The organism is Candidatus Roseilinea sp. NK_OTU-006 (assembly GCF_012931985.1).
Classification (GTDB): domain Bacteria; phylum Chloroflexota; class Anaerolineae; order J036; family Brachytrichaceae; genus JAAFGM01.
On the sequence record NZ_JAAFGM010000011.1, the window covers coordinates 1 to 19562 of the forward strand.

Genomic DNA, 19562 nt, shown 5'->3' on the forward strand with positions numbered 1-19562 from the left:
CTTCTCCTGGCGATACAGGGCATACAACTGCTCGACGCTCTCAGCGATCTCAATCGGTTGTCGCGGTCGTCCTGTTCTCATACGCCAAGTTTATTTAGCACACCTTGACTCCGCAAGCGGTATTAGAGATTGGAGATTGGAGATTGGAGATTGGAGATTAGCGATTGGAATCATCGCTGATCGCAAGCCGACGCGCCAAAGCCAAAGCTTCATCACGCGCGCCGATCTCGCCGATCATCTGCGCTTCGCGCACGGCCTCTAGGATCTCGCCGACGCGCGGCCCGGGCTTGACGCCGAGCGCGATCACGTCTCTGCCGGTGAGCAACGGCGGCGGCGCGACCGAGCGCTCGAAGCGTGCGTAGTATTCGTCCAGCAGTCGTCGGGCAATTTCGACGCTTGGCGCGCAATCCTCGGCGGCAGTCTGCGGGCCGCCTTTGCCCACGCAGTCGGCAATGGCGAACAGCGCCAGCTCCGGCGCGCAATCGCCGACGTCGCGGAAGAAGCGATACAGGGTGCGCGGCGTAGGCGCATGCGCTTGCCGCGCCATGAAGTTTGCCCGCATGTGATGACGAACGATCGTGTGTACGCGAGCGACTTCGTCGCCGCTGAACCGCAACGCGCGGGCGCGCGCAGCCACCAATGCGGCGCCGGTCGTTTCATGGCCGTAGAAGTGCGCGCGGCCGTCCTCGCCGATCGAGCGCGTCGCCGGCTTGCCGCAATCGTGCAGCATCGCTGCAAAACGGAAGACCGCGGCGCGCGTGTGGTGCTCGGCCGTGATTGTACCGAAATGATCGGCCAACCGCTGCTGATCGGACAATTCAAACCGCACGCCGCCCATCCCGAACGCCCAATCCCCCAGCAGGCGATCGAGCGCCTGCATCACCTCCCAGGTGTGCCGCAGCACCGTGAAGCGATGAGGCGCCGGCTGATCGCACGCGCGCATCGGCTCGACTTCGGGCACGATGGGGACGAGCACATCGAGATCATCCAGCATCTGCACGGCGCGCCCGGCATCGCGCAGGTTCAGAATGGCCATGAGTTCATCGCGCAGCCGCTCGGCGCTGGGCCGGCCGAGCATCGGGCCGGCGGCGCGCACCTGCGCCAGCGTCGCCGGCTCGATGCGCATGCCCAATGCAAATGACAAGCGCACGGCGCGCAACGCGCGCACGGGATCATCGGCCATGGCATGTTCATTCGCGGCGCGGATCACGCGCGCATCCAGGTCGGCCAACCCGTTGGCCTCGTCCACCAGTGCGCCGTCGTCTAAGTTCACCGCAATCGCGTTGATGGTGAAGTCGCGCGCGAAGGCATCGGCGCGCCAATCCGGGCCGCGACACGCGGCGAAGTCCATCGTCATGCCGCCCGTTGGCGTTCGCTCGCGCGTCAGCACGCGCGCCGTTCCCCGCTCGGCGTCGAGCACGTAGAACGATGCGTTCAGGGCGTTTGCCACGGCGCGCCCCAACGCCGCCGCATCGCCTTGAACGGCGAAGTCCAGATCGCGCGGCAGAGGCTGACCGAGCAGTGCGTCGCGCACCGCGCCCCCTACCAGCAAGGTGGGCGCGCCCCGCGCGCGCGCGAGTTCGCGCACGACCTGCACCTCGGGCCGGCCGACAAGCGCCTGCAACGCATCGAAGTTCATGGGAACGTAGCGTAGCCTAGGGATTCGATAAGCGCCTTGCCCTGTGGGCCAAGCGCCCAAGCGACAAAATTGCGCAGCTCGCCCTGTGGTTCATACAGGCTAACCAGGTTGAGCGTGCGCGCCAGCGGATAGTCGCCGCTCCTCAGTTTCTCGGACGTCAACGGGACACCGTCCAGGGCGAGCACCTTCACGCGGACGTTAAGGCCGGCCGCGCCGCTGCGTTGTCCCAGCGCGCTGGCCGATGGCGTGTAGCCGATTGCACCTGGCCGCAGGGTGACGAAATTCAGCATCGTCTCGACCGAAGGCATCACCAGCGCGTCGAACGTCAGGCGCTGATCGCCCATCACCACGCGGTCGAAGACCACCCGCGCGCCGTCACCCGCTTCGCGCACGGCGACCTCAATGTTGCCGAGTGCATCTTGGCCGTAATCCGCCCATGTGTTGCGTGCCCCGGCGAAGATGTCGCGCAAGTCGTTCAGCGTCAGCCCATCAATCGGGTTATCGGCGTGCACGATCACGGCTACGCCATCGAGGGCGAGATCGGCCAGCCACCACTTCAAGCCCCCAGGTGCAGGCGGCACAAGCGAGGTCGCGCCCAGCAGCACCTGGCCGGAGCGCAGCCGCTCGGCCACGCGATCCGGCGCGCCCTGCTCAATCGTGAACCGCGCATACGGGTTCACGGACTCCGCGTAGGCATTGGTCAGTCCGCGCATGAGCGGGTAGGTTGCGCTGTCGGCGATCAAGCGATAGTGCTCGGCCACCGGCGTCGGTTGGGGTGGCTCGGCCCGCGCGCACCCGGCGAACAGCGCACACGCCGCCAGCGTCATCGCGCGCGCCGGGTTCGACCAACGCCTCATGCTCCATCCTCCGCATCAATCGCCTGCAAAAGGCGCCAGGCAAATTCCGTCGCGCGCTCGAGCGTCCCCTCGTCAAGATGGTCAATCACATCGCTGAGCGTGTGCCAATTGGGCAAGTCGCCCTCCGGCGTCAGCCCGATCAAGCCCAGTGGGCGCAAACCATACTTTGCTCCGACAGACAGCTCACTGTATGCTCGATCGAAATCGCGCACCTGTACGCTCAGTTCCGGCTGCGCATCGGCGACACGCTGCGCCATCTGCACCAGATGCGGATCACACCCGACGCGTCGCAGGAACTTCTCGCTGCGCACAACCGTGGGCCCCAAATTGCGCCCTCGTAGGCCGCCAACATGATCTATGACGAGATGAACGGCGCCCCGTAGGTCCTGGCGTCGCGCGCGGATGAGCGCCTCCGCGCCGTATGCGCCCACTTCTTCGCAACCCGTGAAGGCCACAATCACGGTGCGATGCCGGAGCGGACGATGCGCCAGACGCTCGGCAAGGGCAAGCGCAACCGCTACACCGCTGGCGTTGTCGTTGGCGCCCTTGGTCAACGGTGAAGTTGCGGCCTGGATCATGAGCAGTAAGATGACCGCGACCAGCGCGCCAGGCGCAAGCGCCAGCTCACGCAGCGCACGTGCAGGCGAGAAGATGCCAACGGCGAAGATGACGACGAGCGCGGCGAGGCAACCCAAGCCGGCTGGCATCATGATGCGGAAGGCGCGGCGCCAAGCGGGCGAGCTGAATAGCAGCGGCGCGCGATGCGTATCGAGGTGCGCCGTGATCAGGATGGGCGGTCGCTGCTCACCCGGTTCTGCGGCGGGGATGGTTGCCAACACGTTCTGGCTCCAGCCGGTCGGAATGACCCAGCGGAGGGGATTGTCGTTAGAAGTCAGTTCGAGCAACACAGCGCCGAGCGCGGTCGCGGCAAGCAGAAACGCGGCAGCGGCACCAACCGGCTGCGGCTGCCAGAAGAGGAGCACGCCCAGCAATGCCGCGCCGGTGACCACTATGAAGGGTGCATAGGCGGATGTCGCGCTGAGCACGGGCTGCCGTTCCGGCTGCAGCCCCCACCCGCTGAGGCGCTCTTGGACGTAGTCAGCCGCTTGAGCTTCACCCTCGGTCGCGCTTCCGCGCGGGCCGATGTCTTCGGAGAGATGACGGATATGCCCCAAGAGCGACATGCGCGGCATTGTAGCAAGCCACACCCACCGGCGATGACGAGGAGGGCCGTACTTCCTACGTCGAGCGCTTCTGGAGCGGGGGGCGCCCCGGCTGGACCGCGGCGATCATCGCCGCTTGTTGGCGCACCAGTTTCTTGGGACGATCGTGCTGAAAATGTGTAGGGGAAGCGTAGGGGAGACGTCCAGAGTCAAGCGCACGCATGCGAATAAATGCGCAAGGGCTTCGGGGTGGGCCTTTCGCTTCTCCTTTTGGTCAGAGAGCCAGCTTTCGGTGTAGCTGGCTCTCACGCGTTTTGAACGAAGAAAACAGTTCAGACCACCTGGGGCAGTCTGAACTGTTGGTGCTGATTCGTCTACTTGACGATGAACTTGCCGCGCATGAGGGTGGCGTGACCGGGGAAGGTGCACAGGAAATCGTACGTGCCAGGCGCCGGTGCGTCGAACGTCACCGAGACCGTCTCTCCCTCTTTGGCCAACTTAGTGTGGGCGATCACGCGATTGTCATTCGGCTTGAGATAATCATTCGCTTCGCCGGCGGCAATCCCGTCCGCTGCGACCGCGTCAATCGTGCCCGGCCGCACCAGCACCCAGTTGTGATACACCCCTGAGCCGGGTGAGGCGTTGTTCTTAAAGTTCAACGTGACTTTCGACCCAGCCGGCACCTCGAACGAGGTCTTATCGTACTCGAGTGCATCTCCCTTCGAGCCAATCTCCAGCGTCACAGGGGCGCCACTCGCTGCGGGTGCTTGGGTCGGCGCAGATTCGCCGCCGCCGCATGCCGCGACCAGGGCACCCCCCACGAACAAACCACCCGTGACGACTACCGTCCTCAAAAATCCTCGGCGTGAAATATGCGTTGCCGTCATTTGAACCTCTTCAGTTATGCTTGATTCTAGGCGAAGTATATCATCAGTCCAGTGCCAGGCTGCCGCCAGTGACGACCTGCACTAAAATCATAGGATAAATGGCAGGCGTGATCACCGCCTTGAAGGCGCAGCATGGCAAGGAGCGCGTGAACGTCTATCTAGACGGCCAGTTCGCGTTCGGCCTGGCGCTGGTGCATGCGTTGTGGCTGAAAGTCGGCCAAACGTTAAGCGACGATGAAATCGCCGAACTTCGAGCCGCCGATGCGCTAGAGCAAACGCGCCTGCGCGCGCTGGACTTGATCGCGTATCGTCCGCGCAGCGTGCGCGAAGTGCAGCGCCGGCTGAAGCGCGCCGGCGCCGATGACGCGGACATCGCGGCAGTCGTCGAGCGCTTGAAAGAGGTGGGCTTGCTGGACGACGATGCGTTCAGCCGGGCCTGGGTGGATAGCCGAATGCGTGTCAGCCCGCGCAGCAAGCGCATGATCGCCTGGGAGCTGCGCCGGAAGGGTGTGAGCAGCGCCGACATTCAAGCGGCCTTAGAGGAGGTGGATGAGGAAGATGCCGCCTATCGCGCTGCCATGCAACGCCTGCCCAAGCTTCGGGGCCTTGCGCCGCTGGAGCGCAAACGTAAGTTGTATGACTATTTGGCGCGCAAGGGGTTCGACTACGAGACGATCGAGCGCGCCGTGCAACAGGTTGAGTCGTCGGTAAAGCGGGAAGTTGATCGTTGAAGTCATTTGTGCCGGATTCACGTTGATCGAGCGATCTGAGCATGGGAGATCGTCCATCAGAAGAATTGACGCACACATGCTGAACGAACTATCAACTCCTTGGCCCGACGGCTCGGTTCACAGCGAGAAGACACATGGATGCATTGATAGTGATCGAGGCCGTCATCGGGGTAATCGTGGCGATGGTGGTCGGGTGGCTAGCCTATCGCGTCGGCCGCCAGCAGGCGAAGGATGAGAGAAACGCGCTGCGCGCCGAGGCGGAGAAGACGCTGAGCGAGGCGCAGGCTAAGGCGCGCCAGATACTGGTCGAAGCCAAAGACGAAATCATCAGAATTCGCGACGAGACGGATCAGGAGATCAAAGAGAAGCGGCTGGAGCTGCAACGGGAAGATGACCGGCTGAAGAAGCGCCGCGAAGAGCTGGAGATTCAACGCGAACGCATCGAGCAGCGCGAGAAGAAGCTGAACCAGCGCCAGTCGGCGCTGGATAAGCGCGAAGCGGAGCTGGAGCGCCTGCAAAAGGAGCGGGTAGCCGCGCTGGAAGCAAAGTTGGAGGAAGTGGCCGGCATGACGCGCGAGGATGCGCGCAGCGAATTGCTGGCCGCGGTGCGCGAGGCGGCGCGCAACGACATGGCTCGGGTGATTCGCGAGGTCGAGGCGCAAGCGCGTGAGACGGCCGAGCAACGCGCCCGCAAGCTGGTGATCGAGACCATGCAGCGCGTTGCGACCGACGTCGTGGCCGAGCGCGCGGTCGTCACCATCGAGCTGCCCAGCGAGGAAGCCAAAGGGCGCATCATTGGCCGCAATGGCCGCAACGTGCAGGCCTTCGAACAAGCCGCCGGCGTGGACGTGATCGTGGACGATACGCCGGAGACGGTGACGATTTCCTGCTTCGACCCGGTGCGGCGCGAGATCGCCCGGCGTGCGTTGGAGTCGCTGGTGCGCGATGGGCGCATCCATCCCACGCGCATCGAGAAGGCGCTCGAAGACGCTCGGCGGGATGTGGAGCGCATTATGGCCGAGGAGGGCGAACGCGCCACAGTCGAAGCCGGCGTGACCGGCTTGCCCACGGAGATCGTCAAGACGCTGGGCCGGTTGAAGTACCGCACAAGCTACGGCCAGAACCAACTCTACCATTCGGTTGAGACGGCCAAGCTGGCCGGCCTGCTGGCATCCGAGTTGAAAGCCGACGTAAAGGTGTGTAAGATGGGCGGCCTGCTGCACGACATCGGCAAGGCGCTGGACCGGGAAAGCGAGGGCACACACGTGCAGCTCGGCGTGGATTTGCTGCGCCGGTTTAACATCAATCCCAAGGTGATCCACTGCGTTGAATCGCACCACCACGATGTGCCGCAGGAGACACTGGAAGCCGTCATTGTCGAGATTGCCGACGCGATTAGCGGTTCGCGACCCGGCGCGCGCCGTGAGACGCTGGAGACCTACGTCAAACGTGTGCGCCAGCTCGAGGAGATCGCCAAGTCGTTCAAGGGCGTGAGCGAAGCCTATGCGTTGCAGGCAGGCCGTGAGCTGCGCGTCATCGTCAAGCCGGAAGCGGTGGATGACCTGGCGTGCATCCAGCTCAGCCGCGATATCGCCAAGCGCATCGAGGAGACGATGGAGTATCCCGGCCAAATCAAGGTCACCGTGGTGCGCGAGACGCGGGCGATCGAGTATGCGAAGTAGAATGTGGAGCAGCACAAATCGCGCGAAGCCCGATTGCCCACCCTCCACTCCCGAACTCGGGCGCTGTGAGTCGAGAGTGGAAAGTCGGAAGTGGCAAACGCGCAAGTCAGGAATAATGAGGTAAGAGCGATGTCAGGTCATAGCAAATGGGCAACGATCAAGCGCGCTAAGAGCGCCAACGACGCCAAGCGCGGCGCCATGTTCACGCGGCTCGCTCGCGAAATTACGGTCGCGGCGCGTGAAGGCGGCGGCAACCCCGATGCCAACTTCCGTCTGCGCCTGGCGATAGACAAAGCGCGCGCTGCAAACATGCCGAAGGAGAACATCGAACGGGCCATCGCCCGTGGCACCGGCCAAGGCGGCGAAGCAGAAGCCCTGGAAGAAATCATCTACGAAGGCTACTTGCCGCACAAGGTGCCCGTCATGATTCAGGTGTTGACGGACAACCGCAATCGCACCGTGGCTGAAGTGCGCAAGGTGCTCACGCGCGCCGGCGGCCAACTCGAGGGCGCTTCCGTGTCCTGGCAGTTTCAACGCAAAGGGGTGATCGTGATCGAGCGCAAGGATGGGGTGAATCCGGACGCGGTGTTTGAAACCGCGCTCGAGGCCGGCGCCGACGACATTGACATCGGCGAAGAAGCCATCGAGATCACCACCTCGGTGGAAGCCTTCCGCGATGTGCGCGAGGCATTGGTCAAGCAGGGGTACGAACTGGCCAGCGCCGAGATCGCCCTGGTGCCGAACAGCTATATCGAGCTGGAGCGCGACAAGGCGGAGCAGGTCCTCCACGTGATTGACGCGCTGGAGGAGATGGACGACGTACAGCAGGTGTATCACAACCTGCAGATCCCTGCCGAAGTCGCGGCGTAGCGGGTGATTACCATTGGCATAGACCCCGGCATCGCGACGACCGGCTATGGCATCGTGCGCGAAGAGGCGGATGGTCGGCTGGTCGCGCTGGCGCACGGCGCGATCGAGACGCCCAAAGGCGAGGCGCTGCCGCGCCGACTGCAGATGTTGCAGCGGCAGCTCGAGGCGCTGATTGCGACGTGGCAACCCAAAGAAGCCGCCGTCGAAGAATTGTTCTTCGCCACCAACGCCAAGACGGCGATGATCGTCGGCCAGGCGCGCGGCGTGGTGCTGCTCACGCTGTGCAACGCGCAGATCGAAGTGCACGAATACACCCCCTTGCAGGTCAAGCAAGCCGTCTCTGGCTATGGCCAGGCCGACAAGCGCCAGATGAAGGAGATGGTGCGGCTGTTGCTCGATCTGCCGGCCATTCCCAAACCGGATGACGCAGCCGACGCGCTGGCCATCGCCGTCACCCACCTGCAGGGCCGCCGGTGGGTCAAATTGAACGTCTGATTGCGCGCAGCGTGATCGGCTCGTCCCAACAGCCTGGCTCCACACGGTGATTTCCAGAATTCGCGGCGTTGTGCTTAGCCTCAAGCCCCCGACAGCCATTGTGGATGTGCAAGGGGTGGGCTTTCGCGTGTGGTGCTCGCAGGCTGCGCTCGATGGGCTTATCCTCGGTCGGCCTTGCGATCTGCATACGCACCTCATCGTCCGCGAGGACGGGCTGGCGCTCTATGGTTTCGCCGGCGAGGAAGAGGCCGAACTGTTCTCGCTGCTGCTCAGTGTGCAGGGCGTCGGCGCGCGCACGGCGCTGGCGTTGCTGTCGAAGCTCCCGCCCGAGGCGCTGCGCCAGGCCATTGCCAACCAGCAAGTCGAGGCGCTTGCGCGCGCGCCCGGCGTGGGCAAGAAAACGGCAGAGAAGATCATCTTCGCGCTTCGCGGCAAGCTGAGCGGATTGGACGCGCGGCCGCCCAGTGCGCCACTCTCGGCCATGGATGCCGAGGTGATCGCCGCGTTGACGGCGCTTGGCTACAGCGTGGTCGAAGCGCAACAAGCGCTGGCGTCGCTGCCGCGCGACGTGCCACTCGACCTCGAGGAGAAGATTCGCCGCGCGCTGGCTTACTTCGGCTGATGCCCTGCGCCACGCTCCCTCACGATCGCAGGAGCGGCGCCGTTGGCGCTGAGCGCAGGCAGACGCCGCGGGCCGCCCGCGGCGCAGCGCCCTTAGCGCGTAGAATCCGGCATCATGCGAGCCACCGAGACCGAGCCGCTGCCCGCACCGGCGCTCGCGCCTCTGCCGGTTGACCCAACTTCAACGGGGAACGCGCCTCGGACGAATCTCGTCGGCGTCCAACGTCGGATTGCCTGGGCCGCCGCGATCACCTCGCTTGGCAACCTGAGCAGCCGCGTGATCGGCCTGGCGCGCGAGATGGTCAAGTCGTTCTATTTCGGCAACGGCCAAGCGGCCAGTGCCTTTGAGTTGGCGGCGAACATCCCTACACAGTTCTACGATCTGCTCGTCGGCGGCATGCTCAGCTCGGCGCTGGTGCCGACGCTCAGCGGGCTGGCTGCGCAGGAGGACGACGAGGCCCGGCGGCGCGAGTTTGGCGCGCTGCTGGGCGCATTGATCGGCTTATTCACGCTCGGCCTGTCGGTTCTCATCGCCATCTTGTGGCTGTGTGCGACGCCGATCGCGCACCTCATCGGCGGCGGCCCAAACCAAGACGCCGAACTTGTGGCCTCGCTGCTGCGCATCACGATTCCAGCTATCCTGTTCTTGAACCTGAGCGGGATCGTGAGCGCCGCGCTCTTCGCCCGACACAAGTTCGGGTTCACGGCGTTCACGGCCACGATCTTCAACCTAACGCTGATCGTGTGTATGGCGCTGTTCGAGTCGCGGCTTGGTGTGGCGTCGCTGGCGCTGGGGCTGTTGGCCGGCAGCGCGGCGCAGGTGCTGATTCAGCTCCCCGGCCTGCGCGGCGTGCCGATCCGGCTGTCGTTGAACTGGCGCTTGCCCGGTGTTTCCCGAGTCATCCGGCTGTTCCTGCCGGTGGCGGGCGGGCTGGTGCTGGCGCAGATCGCGGTGCAGGCCAGTTTCATCTTCGCCGGCCGCATCAGCGCCGAGGGGCCAGCCACCATGCGCTACGCCGCTCAGGTGATCCAATTCCCGCTGGGCATGATCGTCACCGCCGTGTCGGCAGCGATCTTGCCGTCGCTCTCGGCGGCGCGCGGCGAGGCGTTCAAGGCGACGCTGGCGCAAGGGCTGCGGCTGGTGTGGGTGCTGATTGCGCCGGCGACCGTTGGGCTATACGTGCTGGCGACGCCGGTGATCGCGCTGCTCTTTCAACACGGCGCGTTCACGGCAGAGAGCACGGCCTACACAGCCGTCGCATTGCGCGCGGCAGCGCCCGGTTTGCTATTCGCCGCCATAGATACGCCGCTGATCTTTGCCTTCTACGCCCGACGCGATACGCGCACGCCAACGCTGGTCGGGCTGGTCTCGACAACGTTCTATCTGGTCCTCATTGGTGGGCTGGCCCAGGCGTCACAAGCCGGGATGCGCCCGTTCACTTTGGCCGACCTGATCCTGGCTAACTCGCTCAAGACCGGCGTGGACGCGATGCTCATGGGATTCTTCCTGTGGCGCGAGATCGGCGGTCTCGGCGGCTACGGGTTGGCGGGCCTGATCGCTAAGGTCAGCTTGGCCTCGTTGGTCATGGGCGGCGCCGTGTGGCTGGTCATGTCGGCATTGCTGACGCGCTTCGGGCTAGAGACGTTGGGGACGCAAGCGTTGGTTGCCATCGGCGCAGCGCTGGTCGGCGGCGTCGTGTATGTCCTTTGCGCATCGGCGTTACGCATCCCAGAATGGATGGCGATCAGCAGCGCCGTGCGCCAGCGGTTGGGGGTTGGATGAGGGAAATCCAACGCCGAATCCGCACGGTGGCGATCGTCAAGGCGATCGTCGCAGCCGGCTTCCTGCTCATCGTGCTGTTCACGCTGCGCCACCCGATCAGCATCGCCTTCGGCCTAGCCGACCTCGCGCTCATCCCATTCTTCCTCTGGCTGGCGCGGCGCCATCCGCGCGTTGCGGCCTATGGGCTTACGGCGCAGACGGCGCTCTTCCTCACGCCGCGCCAGTTCGTGCAGGGCTATGTCAACGGCGTCAACTGGCCCATCTACATTGTGCTGCCGCTGATCGCCGGCTATGTGCTGATGGAACGGCGCGCCGCGCTGATCGGCGGCGGGTTGACCGGCCTGATCGCCGCGCCGGCGATGTTCTTCGCTGCGCTCATTCTGCCGCCGGGCATCACCCGCGCCGATGTGTTGACGCTGGCGACATTTGTGATCGGGCTAACCGCAGCCGTCGCAATCATCGCGCGGGAGCTGACCACGGATTCGTCATCGAAGCCGAAGCGATCAATGACCGCACCCAGCGACGGCGGCGCGTGATTCCCGCTTCGGACGGCGTCCTATGACGTGCGCCGATGGGGCATTTTGTCATCGGCGGCGTCATGGAATGCGCTCCGGCAGCGCGATCAGCGGCTCGATACCGATGCGGAGGGTGGCCGAGGGTTGATCTACGACGGTGGAGAAGCCGAACAGCGGGACATTGACGCGCACCGGCCCATCGTTCACAATGGAGACCCGCACGCGACCGTCGGAGTCGGTAAACGCCTGACCGAGCGGCGCGCCGCTTCGTTCATCGGATAAGCGCACCGGCGCGCCGATGATGCCCTCGCCCGGATCGAGCAGGCCATTGCGATTGCGATCGTTGAATATCTGCACGTCAATCAAAAGCACGCGCGGTGTGGGCGTAGGCGCAACGGTCGGCTGTGACAGGCTAGGCTCGACCGGCCGAACAACCAGGTTCTGCGCCGGCCGTGGGGTGGGGAAGGGTGTTGGTGTGTCTTCCGGCGGACGCGGCGTCGGCGGCAGTGGCGGAGGCGTCGCCGTGGGCGGGAAGGGATTGGGCGTAGGCGTCGGCGTGGGCGGGAGGCCGATGTTGCAGATGAGCGAATAGCTGCGGATTTGGCCTTCGTTTGCGCGCGGCGGGTTCACCTCGCCGATCAAGATATAGGCATAACCGGTGTAGCCCGAGAGCCAGACGAAACGACTCTCGAACCGCCCAATCGTTTTGTTCTCCGGCGAGATGTCGTCGTTGCCGCCGATGCCCACGCGATCCTGGTTGTAGACGATGATGTTGGTATCCGCGCCGCCGGCCAAGTCGAGCGTCTCGCAGGTGTAGTACACGCCTTGCTTCACCGGCATGCGGAAGAAATCGTTATCCACCGTGTCAGGCGAGGGCGGCTGGAAAGGCACAAAGTTAAGGTTGTCGTACTTGACGCCGGGCGCGATGAGGGTGGCGCTGTCGAAATCGCCGTTGTATTCAAAGCGGTCGGCCCCCCCTGGGAACGGCGTCGGCGAGGAAGTCGGCGTTGGCGTGCCAGGCGCGAGTTCGACCACGGTCAAGCTGTAGGTCTGTCCGCCGATTCGTGGCGAACGGTCCTTGTTCCATAGCTTGATCCAATATACCCCCTCGTAGGGCGCAACGAAGATCACTTGCGAGCCGCGATCCAGCGGCTGGTAATCATCGTTTGCGGCCACTAAACCCGCGTTGGTGAACAAATTGTTCGGCGGCAACTGGTCGTAGCGATAAATAAACAGCTCGGTGTCCACGCCGGGTTGCACGGCAGTCGTCACACGGTAAGTTGAGCCGGCTCGGCCGTAGAAGAAATACCAGTCCACATCTCCCTCATGGAAGATCGGTGGTTCGCCATTCGAGCCCAGCGCAGAGGTGTAGAAATTCAAGTTGGTAAGCTGTTGGCCAACGTTGATGAAGCTGACGTTGGTCTGCGTCACTTGCTGCGGGGTGTTGTTCGGCTCATACGCATCTGGCACAGCGCCCAGTGGCGTCGGGGTCGGCGGCGGCGGCAACGGTGTAGGAGTAATGGTGAAATCGGATTGACACACCAACAGCGCGTAGGTCTTCTGTTCGGGATTTGAGACCGAGGGGTTGGTCGCGCCGACGCGGACGAAATACTGCGACCCCAAATTGAGGTTGTATGTGGTTAGCGTGAGAGGCTGGGCATACGTGACGATGCCGCCGGCCAGCACGTTGCTCCCCGTTGCGTCGAGGAGCTGAACCAGCAGGCTGAGGTCGTTGGAAATTCCTCCCTGGACGGTGGTCACCACAGTGATCACGCGCTGGGCCGATGGTATGAAACGGTAGTAGTCTATATCGCTGGCAGGCGGACTAATCCCCGCGCGGTACAAGGTTAAGTTAGGGATTGGGAATGCTGTGGAACAGGTCGCAATCGGTATCTGCGAGGCCGTGCCGGTCGAGTCGTTGTTGATCGGACCGGCGTCATACGTGTCGGTGAAGATGCTGGTTGACACGTGCGGCGCATGCGGGCTCCATCCGCTGGGCGCGCTGGCCTGCGCCGGAGGGGCGCTTAACCACCAAACGGCAAGCGCAACAACAAGCGCCGTCGCCGCCAGCAACGTAAACAGAACCGCTCGGCTACGCATGGTGTTGCTCGCTGGCAAGGATTTTATATTGACCGTCACAGACTTGCATGACGACACACATACGAATGTCCTTCCCGATCCCCTGCTTGGCTGGTTCACGCGACAACGGAGCACCATATCATCGCCACTGCGCGTAAGGCGAGGCCCCACCGTGCCGATTTGCAGGCGCCACGGCCTCCGGGCAGGATGCGTCAGGCGCATCGCTGATGAAGCGTCGAAACCGCTTGAACGAGATGGCGTGGGCCGCGCTGGGGCGTTCGGCCAGGATCCGGCAACTGCTCGCCCTGCTCAATGCCGCTACGGGGGCGGGGCGCGCTGCGCCGCATGAGCTGGCTTGGGGAGCTGCGAGTCAAAGATCAGATGGGTCAGGCCGAAGCCGCGCATGGCTGCCGCCGCCGCGGAGCTGGCGCAGCCCTTGAGAAAGTCTCTTACCCGCCTTGGTCGTAGCCAAAAGCGCTATCCTGCGCCGCATCAAAATTGCTCGAGGAAGCGTAGGTCGTTCTGCCAAAAGTAGCGGATGTCGCTGATGCCGAGCAGGCGCATGGCCTGGCGCTCTGGCCCCATGCCGAAGGCAAATCCGGACCATTCGGCCGGGTCGTAGCCCCCATTGCGCAGCACGGTTGGATGCACCATGCCCGCGCCGGCGATCTCCAGCCAGCCGGTGCCTTTGGTGATCATCCGGTCGCGCTCGGTGGCCAGCCCCCAGTATACGTCCACCTCTACGCTTGGCTCGGTGAAGGGAAAGTACGAGCATCGAAAGCGGATGCGCGTATCGCTGCCGAACATGTGGCGGGCAAATTCAGCCATCACGCCTTTCAGATCGGCGAAGGTGATAGTGCGACCGATGGCCAGCCCTTCGACTTGGTTGAATTGCATCTCGCTGCGCGCCGTGACCTGCTCGTAGCGGTAGACCATGCCGGGCAAGATCACACGGATGGGCTGGGCGCCGTTGGCGCTGCGCTCGCGCATCACGCGGATCTGGCCGGGTGAGGTATGCGTGCGCAGCAGCACACCGGGTTGTGTGGTGTAGAAGGTATCCCACATATCGCGCGCGGGGTGCTCCGGCGGCATGTTGAGCAGGCCGAAGTTCATCTCGTCGGTCTCCACCTCCGGCGAGCGATACACCTCAAAGCCCATGCGCGCGAAGATGGCGATGATGCGCCTGAGGGTCAGCGTGCTGGGATGCAGCCGGCCGCGCGGGATCGTCGCGCCGGGCAACGTCACATCGAGCGCGCCGGCCTTCATCGCCGCTTCCAGTTCTGCTTCCTTTACTGCTGCCTGCTTGGCCTCGAACGCAGCAGCGAGCGCTTGCTTCACCTCGTTGGCGCGCCGGCCGAAGGCCGGCCGTTCGGCCGGGCTGAGCGATGCAATTGCCGACATCGCCCGCTCCAATTCGCCCTTGGCGCGCTTGGTGCCGAAGTACTTGCCGTGCCAAGCCTGCAGCGCGGCGCTGGTGTCGGCTTGCGCCAGCGCCGCCAGCGCCTCGTGTTCAAGTGCGTCGAGTGATGGAGCCATGTGCTCGGCGCGGATTATAGCCAGGCCGGTTGATCACGCTGCGCCGCTACAGCTTAGCGTAGAGGAACCAGAACTTGTCGGCGGGCGCAGCCGGAGCCAGCTCCGGCTCCCAAATGAACGCCCCCGGTTGGAAGCGCATGCGCAATCGGCCGTCCAACAAGCGTAGCCGCGCGAGCAGATCGCTTAACTGCGCCACATCGTCCTTGAGCAACTCCAGCCGAAAGCGCGTGTGGACGCGCTCCGCGTAGCCGGAGCGCGGCGCGTTATACGGCTCGGATCGCGCGGTGGCCTCGTGGCGGTCGTTGAGGAACATCTCCCAACTGTCCAGGCGACTCTTGAACTCGCGACGCGCCTTGTTCTGATACAGGTCGGGGATGCGATGGCGCACTTTGCGCACCGTCGCCTGCGCTGAGGCAAGCGCGTCGCCGATTTCTTCGGGATAAGCCTCGCGCAATGCGCTCAACCGCCATTCGGTCTCCAGCCATGCGCCGATGGTGAGCTGCGGCATTTGCATCCCGTCCACGCTGCCGATGGGGTAGAAGAGCACCTCGGCGTGCAGGTAATCATCCATTTGTTCTGCTGCGACGCGCGCAAAGGTGAGATCGTGCTTCAGGTTCATGATGGATTTGCTTCACGGCGGGATTCGACCAGGCGCGCCACCTCACGCCGGCTGTAGCGCCCGCTGGCGTAGAACTCCGTCCACTCCCCGCGGCGGCGGATGAGGAGGCGCTGCATGGGATAGACGAGGCTGCCGATTGCGCCGACCAGGGTCGTCGTCAGACCCAGCCACCACAGCAGGTCGCCAGGTGCGTAGCGCACATCCATGATCGCGCCCTGCGCCGGCTGGAAGCGCAACTCGGCATCGCCAACGACCAGCGTTGGCTGAACCGCCGTGTCGGTGATAGCCTCGCCCGAGGGTAGGGCAAATGCGCGTAGCCGGGCGGGTTGGCTGGCGGAATCCGCTGCCGTCAGCGCCAGCGCCAGCCGCGCTTCTGGCACCGCAATGTAGCGCTCCGGCTCATCGGCGTCGAGCGTGACCAGCACCTCCGTCGTCGGTGAGAGGAAGTTCGACGCGCGGATAAGCAAGGGCCGGGCTTGTGAGTTTGTTGCGCTTAGGCGATAGCCGGGCACGATTCGGTTGAGCGCAAGGTGCAAGCCGGCGACGTGGGCTTGCTCGCCCTCCCCAAGCGTGACCGAAGCGTCGTTCGGTTGCAACACGATCGTGACGCGCGCGGAATCACCGGCCGCATCGGCCAGGGTGAGCGCATGACCATTGCGCAGCAGCAAGGATGCGCCGGTGGCCACCGTCTGGTTCGTCGCCTCCCAGCCGACGACCAAGTTGAGTGACAAGCCAACCGCCGCAAACACTAAACCCAGGTGCAGCGCGGCAGAAGCCAGCTCCGCCCATGGGGTGCGGTCGGCGACCAACACGTCGTCGCTATGCCGGAGAATGCGATAGCGCCGGGCGCGCAGCCGATCGGCGAGGTCGTTTAGCGGCGGCGCGTGTAAGGTCACACGCACACGTCGCTCATCGCGCAGCTCGCCATCGCGCGCGCCGCGCCGCGCGTCTACAAGCCGGATGAGGCGGTCGGCGAGGCGCAGGCCCGCGATCGGCATGAACGCAGCCAGCGCCATCCGCCACCAGGCCGCCTGTGCGACATTGTTGAGGCCCAAACCGTTCAGCGGCACATACAGCGCGCCCTCGCGCTGCTTGGCTTCGGCCTCCCAGCGGCTGTAAGCCACCGGATCCGAGACGCCGGCCGACGGCTGCTGCGGCAAGATCACTGTCGCAATCAAGCCGGCGGCGACGACCGCGCATAGCCCAATCAGCAACCCATCGTGAGTCAGCAGCCGCCACAAGGTGCGCCATGGATCACGTTCTTCTATCGGGTCAGCCCAAATGGTCATGCGCAAGTTGTGAGATATTAAACTTTCTCATGCTCTATTATTCACAACGGCTTCAGCCTCGTCTAAAGTTGTTGACGATGATTGAGCATGGAAACCGCTGGCGACTGGCCGGCGGCTCGAAGTCGGATTATAGATATGCGCGCTGCTCGACGCGCGAGAGTGACGTTGTCGTCGGGCGGTTTTAAGTCTGAGGTAAACGAAAATCATGAAGAACAAGCGACTGTTTTCGATCATCGCAGCGACGGCCATCTTGCTGTCGGGCTGCAGTTCGATCTCATCACTTGCGCGTTCGTTGGCCGACCAGGCCGAGGTGCGCGCCGCGGCCTTAACCCGCAGCGACGAAACAGAGGCGATCACATCGGTGGTTCACGCGCCGGTCGCCATCCAGCCCACGCCAACGGCCATTCCCGCCACTGCGCGCGCCCGGTTCGACGAAGAGGAAGCCGTGCTCATCAACCTATACGAGCGCGTCAACCGTGCGGTGGTCTCGATTTCCGTGCGACGCAACACCGGCAGCGGATTCATCGGCGCGGGGTCAGGATCGGGCTTTGTGATTGATACAGCCGGTCACATCGTCACGAACAACCACGTTGTGGATGGCGCGGATCGGATCAACGTCATCTTCTCCGATGGCACATACGCGCGCGCCGAGCTGGTCGGCGCCGACGCTTACAGCGACCTAGCATTGCTGAAGGTGGATCGCTCGGCCGAGCGGCTGACGCCGGTCGAATTGGCCGACTCGGATGAAGTCAAGGTGGGTCAACGCGTCGTCGCCATCGGCAACCCGTTCGGGCTGGCCGGCACCATGACGCTGGGCATTGTGAGCGCGCGCGGGCGCGTGTTGCCCGAACCGTCGTCCAGCGGCCAAGGGTCGTTCTCCAACCCGGACATCATTCAGACCGATGCAGCGATCAATCCGGGCAATTCCGGCGGTCCGTTGCTCGACATGCGAGGCCGAGTGATTGGCGTGAACACGGCGATCCGAACCAACAACATGGCTGGGTTCGGCCAGCCGGTCAACAGCGGCGTGGGCTTTGCCGTGCCCTCGAACACGGTCAAGCGCGTGGTACGGGCGTTGCTTGAAGAGGGGCGAGTGCGCTACCCCTATCTCGGCATTCAGGGTGCGTTCAGCCTGGCCGAGGTCGGCGATCAGTTCGACCTGCCGATCGAGCGCGGCGTCGTGGTCGGCGGCGTGGTGGAGCGTGGGCCGGTCGCGCGCGCAGGGCTGCGCGGCTCGACCATCAGCCGCAGCACCGGCCAAATCATCAGGCTGGGCGACATCATCCTGGCGTTCAACGGTCAGCCGGTCAGCAACTATGAGGAGTTGATCGCACTGCTGGTCAAGAATCATCAACCCGGCGACCGCGTCACACTGACCGTGTGGCGCGACGGCCGGCAGCTTGACCTCACGGTGACGCTGGGTGAGCGGCCGCAATAGGGGCGCGACGCTAAACGCACGAAAACAGCCGCCAACTCCCCCGACTTCCTGGAGGAAGCCGGGGGCTTCTTTTCAACCCTCAAACCGGCGCACCGTAGGCGTCTTCAGGTGAATCACGATGTGGGTTGCCAGGCAGGCCAGGCCGCTGAACAGCGCCGCCGTCGGCGCGTCCCACGTCTGCGCAATCCAGCCGATCAACAGGCTGCCGAACGGCGCGACGCCCTGGAGCGCCCACAAATAAGTGCTGATCACGCGGCCGCGCAGCGCGTTTGGCGTGACGAGCTGGATGATGGTATTGCTGGTTGCCAGCGCGGTGACCGTCCCCCAGCCGAACAGCGTCAGGATCGGCAAGGTGAGCGCGATGTTGCGCGAGAGGCCGATGCCCAAAAGGGCAATCGAGAAGGCGAACTGCCCCGCCGTCATCAGGCAGCCCTTGCGGCGAAAGGCGCTGAGCAGCGCGAGCATAGTTGCAGCAAGTAGCGCGCCGACGCCCTGGGCCGTCACCATGGCGCTGTTGCGCGCGGCCACGGCAGCATCGGTGTCGCCTGGCTGCGCCAATACGTCGCGCGCAAACGCAGGGATTTGCTGGATAACCGGGAAGGCCAACAGGCCCGGCACCGCCGCCATGATGATGATCAACCCGATCAGCGTCGTCTGACGAATGTAGCGCTGACCTTCGCGAAACCGCGCGAGCGCATCGTTTGGCGAGGCTATGGCGGGATGTTCACCCGCTGCGGCCCTATCGGCCGCTTTCGGATGAATCGCCAGTAGTCCAAGAATGACGACCAAGTAACTGACGCCGTTGAGGAGAAAGGCCCATCCCTCGCCGCGTTCGGCAAAAATCAGCAGCAGCGGCGCGGAGAGCGCCGGGCCCACCACGCGCGCCACGTTGAACGCAGTCGAGTTCAGCGCAATTGCGTTGGGCAATCCCGCTTTGCCGACGACCTCGACCATCATCGCCTGACGCGCGGTGATCTCGATCGAGTTGGCCGCGCCCAGGACGAAAGACAGCCCGGTGATCCACCAGATCGTGACGACGCCGGTGAGGGTGAGGCAGGCCAGCGCCAATGCCTGCGCCATCATCAGCGCCTGGAAGGCGATGACGGTTTTGCGCTTATCGAGCCCTTCCACCCAAACGCCGCCGGGCAACGTGAATAACAGCGAAGGCACGCTGCTGGCGACGCCGATCAAGCCGAGGTAGATCGGCTGGCCGGTGATGCGATAGGCCAGATAGGCCTGCACCGTATTCTGCATCCACGTGCCGATGAGCGAGATGAGCTGCGTGATCCAGAAGATGCGGAAGTCGCGTGAAGCAAGCGCAGGGAAGCGCGGTCTCATCATGGGCGCCGGCGCTATTA

At 64.2% G+C, this 19562-nt stretch carries 17 protein-coding genes; 8 read left to right on the top strand and 9 right to left on the bottom strand.

What is annotated here, in order from left to right:
- Positions 1 to 157 precede the first annotated feature (157 nt).
- The 4 genes from GXH28_RS07840 to GXH28_RS07855 form a co-directional block, all read right to left on the bottom strand.
- Positions 158 to 1639 carry a CCA tRNA nucleotidyltransferase gene (locus GXH28_RS07840; protein ID WP_169238470.1) on the bottom strand — a complete coding sequence of 494 codons (1482 nt, stop codon included), beginning with the start codon at positions 1637 to 1639 and terminating at the stop codon, positions 158 to 160.
- The gene (locus GXH28_RS07845; protein WP_169238471.1) at positions 1636 to 2496 is read right to left on the bottom strand and encodes a substrate-binding domain-containing protein; all 861 of its coding nucleotides are present in this window, start codon (positions 2494 to 2496) and stop codon (positions 1636 to 1638) included. The genes GXH28_RS07840 and GXH28_RS07845 overlap by 4 nt, the downstream gene beginning before the upstream one ends.
- Complete coding sequence (locus tag GXH28_RS07850) at positions 2493 to 3680, bottom strand: M20/M25/M40 family metallo-hydrolase (protein WP_169238472.1); 1188 nt, start codon at positions 3678 to 3680, stop codon at positions 2493 to 2495. Before GXH28_RS07850 ends, GXH28_RS07845 begins: the two co-directional genes overlap by 4 nt.
- 353 nt (positions 3681 to 4033) lie before the next feature.
- Entirely contained in the window at positions 4034 to 4513 is a 480-nt protein-coding gene (locus GXH28_RS07855; RefSeq protein ID WP_240550274.1) for a plastocyanin/azurin family copper-binding protein, read from the bottom strand.
- A 131-nt stretch (positions 4514 to 4644) separates the two neighbouring features.
- On the opposite strand from GXH28_RS07855, the gene GXH28_RS07860 reads away from it, so the two are divergent.
- From GXH28_RS07860 to GXH28_RS07890, 7 genes are all read left to right on the top strand, one after another.
- The gene (locus GXH28_RS07860) at positions 4645 to 5277 is read left to right on the top strand and encodes a regulatory protein RecX (protein ID WP_169238474.1); all 633 of its coding nucleotides are present in this window, start codon (positions 4645 to 4647) and stop codon (positions 5275 to 5277) included.
- Positions 5278 to 5411: 134 nt separating this feature from the next.
- The gene (gene rny / locus GXH28_RS07865; protein WP_169238475.1) at positions 5412 to 6959 is read left to right on the top strand and encodes a ribonuclease Y; all 1548 of its coding nucleotides are present in this window, start codon (positions 5412 to 5414) and stop codon (positions 6957 to 6959) included.
- Positions 6960 to 7088: 129 nt separating this feature from the next.
- Positions 7089 to 7829 (top strand): YebC/PmpR family DNA-binding transcriptional regulator, encoded by a 741-nt coding sequence (locus tag GXH28_RS07870; protein ID WP_169238476.1) that lies wholly within the window; start codon positions 7089 to 7091, stop codon positions 7827 to 7829.
- 3 nt (positions 7830 to 7832) lie between these two features.
- Positions 7833 to 8324 (top strand): crossover junction endodeoxyribonuclease RuvC, encoded by a 492-nt coding sequence (gene ruvC / locus GXH28_RS07875; RefSeq protein ID WP_169238477.1) that lies wholly within the window; start codon positions 7833 to 7835, stop codon positions 8322 to 8324.
- 46 nt (positions 8325 to 8370) lie between these two features.
- Positions 8371 to 8946 (top strand): Holliday junction branch migration protein RuvA, encoded by a 576-nt coding sequence (ruvA, locus tag GXH28_RS07880; protein ID WP_320447933.1) that lies wholly within the window; start codon positions 8371 to 8373, stop codon positions 8944 to 8946.
- A 114-nt stretch (positions 8947 to 9060) separates the two neighbouring features.
- Positions 9061 to 10728, top strand: coding sequence for a murein biosynthesis integral membrane protein MurJ (murJ, locus tag GXH28_RS07885; RefSeq protein WP_169238479.1), 1668 nt, complete (start codon positions 9061 to 9063; stop codon positions 10726 to 10728).
- Positions 10725 to 11264 (top strand): hypothetical protein, encoded by a 540-nt coding sequence (locus tag GXH28_RS07890; RefSeq protein ID WP_206156767.1) that lies wholly within the window; start codon positions 10725 to 10727, stop codon positions 11262 to 11264. The genes murJ and GXH28_RS07890 overlap by 4 nt, the downstream gene beginning before the upstream one ends.
- Before the next feature lie 60 nt (positions 11265 to 11324).
- Here the strand turns inward: GXH28_RS07890 and GXH28_RS07895 are convergent, their stop codons facing one another.
- The 4 genes from GXH28_RS07895 to GXH28_RS07910 form a co-directional block, all read right to left on the bottom strand.
- Positions 11325 to 13211, bottom strand: a complete 1887-nt coding sequence (locus GXH28_RS07895; RefSeq protein ID WP_169238469.1) for a hypothetical protein — start codon at positions 13209 to 13211, stop codon at positions 11325 to 11327.
- 603 nt (positions 13212 to 13814) lie between these two features.
- Positions 13815 to 14858, bottom strand: a complete 1044-nt coding sequence (gene pheS / locus GXH28_RS07900; protein WP_169238481.1) for a phenylalanine--tRNA ligase subunit alpha — start codon at positions 14856 to 14858, stop codon at positions 13815 to 13817.
- A gap of 46 nt (positions 14859 to 14904) precedes the next feature.
- The gene (locus GXH28_RS07905) at positions 14905 to 15477 is read right to left on the bottom strand and encodes a hypothetical protein (protein ID WP_169238482.1); all 573 of its coding nucleotides are present in this window, start codon (positions 15475 to 15477) and stop codon (positions 14905 to 14907) included.
- Positions 15474 to 16766, bottom strand: coding sequence for a cytochrome c biogenesis protein ResB (locus GXH28_RS07910; protein WP_169238483.1), 1293 nt, complete (start codon positions 16764 to 16766; stop codon positions 15474 to 15476). Before GXH28_RS07910 ends, GXH28_RS07905 begins: the two co-directional genes overlap by 4 nt.
- Before the next feature lie 205 nt (positions 16767 to 16971).
- On the opposite strand from GXH28_RS07910, the gene GXH28_RS07915 reads away from it, so the two are divergent.
- Positions 16972 to 18204 carry a S1C family serine protease gene (locus GXH28_RS07915; protein WP_169238484.1) on the top strand — a complete coding sequence of 411 codons (1233 nt, stop codon included), beginning with the start codon at positions 16972 to 16974 and terminating at the stop codon, positions 18202 to 18204.
- A gap of 72 nt (positions 18205 to 18276) precedes the next feature.
- On the opposite strand, the gene GXH28_RS07920 is transcribed toward GXH28_RS07915, so the two are convergent.
- Positions 18277 to 19545: an MFS transporter gene (locus GXH28_RS07920; protein WP_169238485.1), complete on the bottom strand. Its 1269-nt coding sequence runs from the start codon at positions 19543 to 19545 to the stop codon at positions 18277 to 18279.
- Positions 19546 to 19562: the final 17 nt, after the last annotated feature.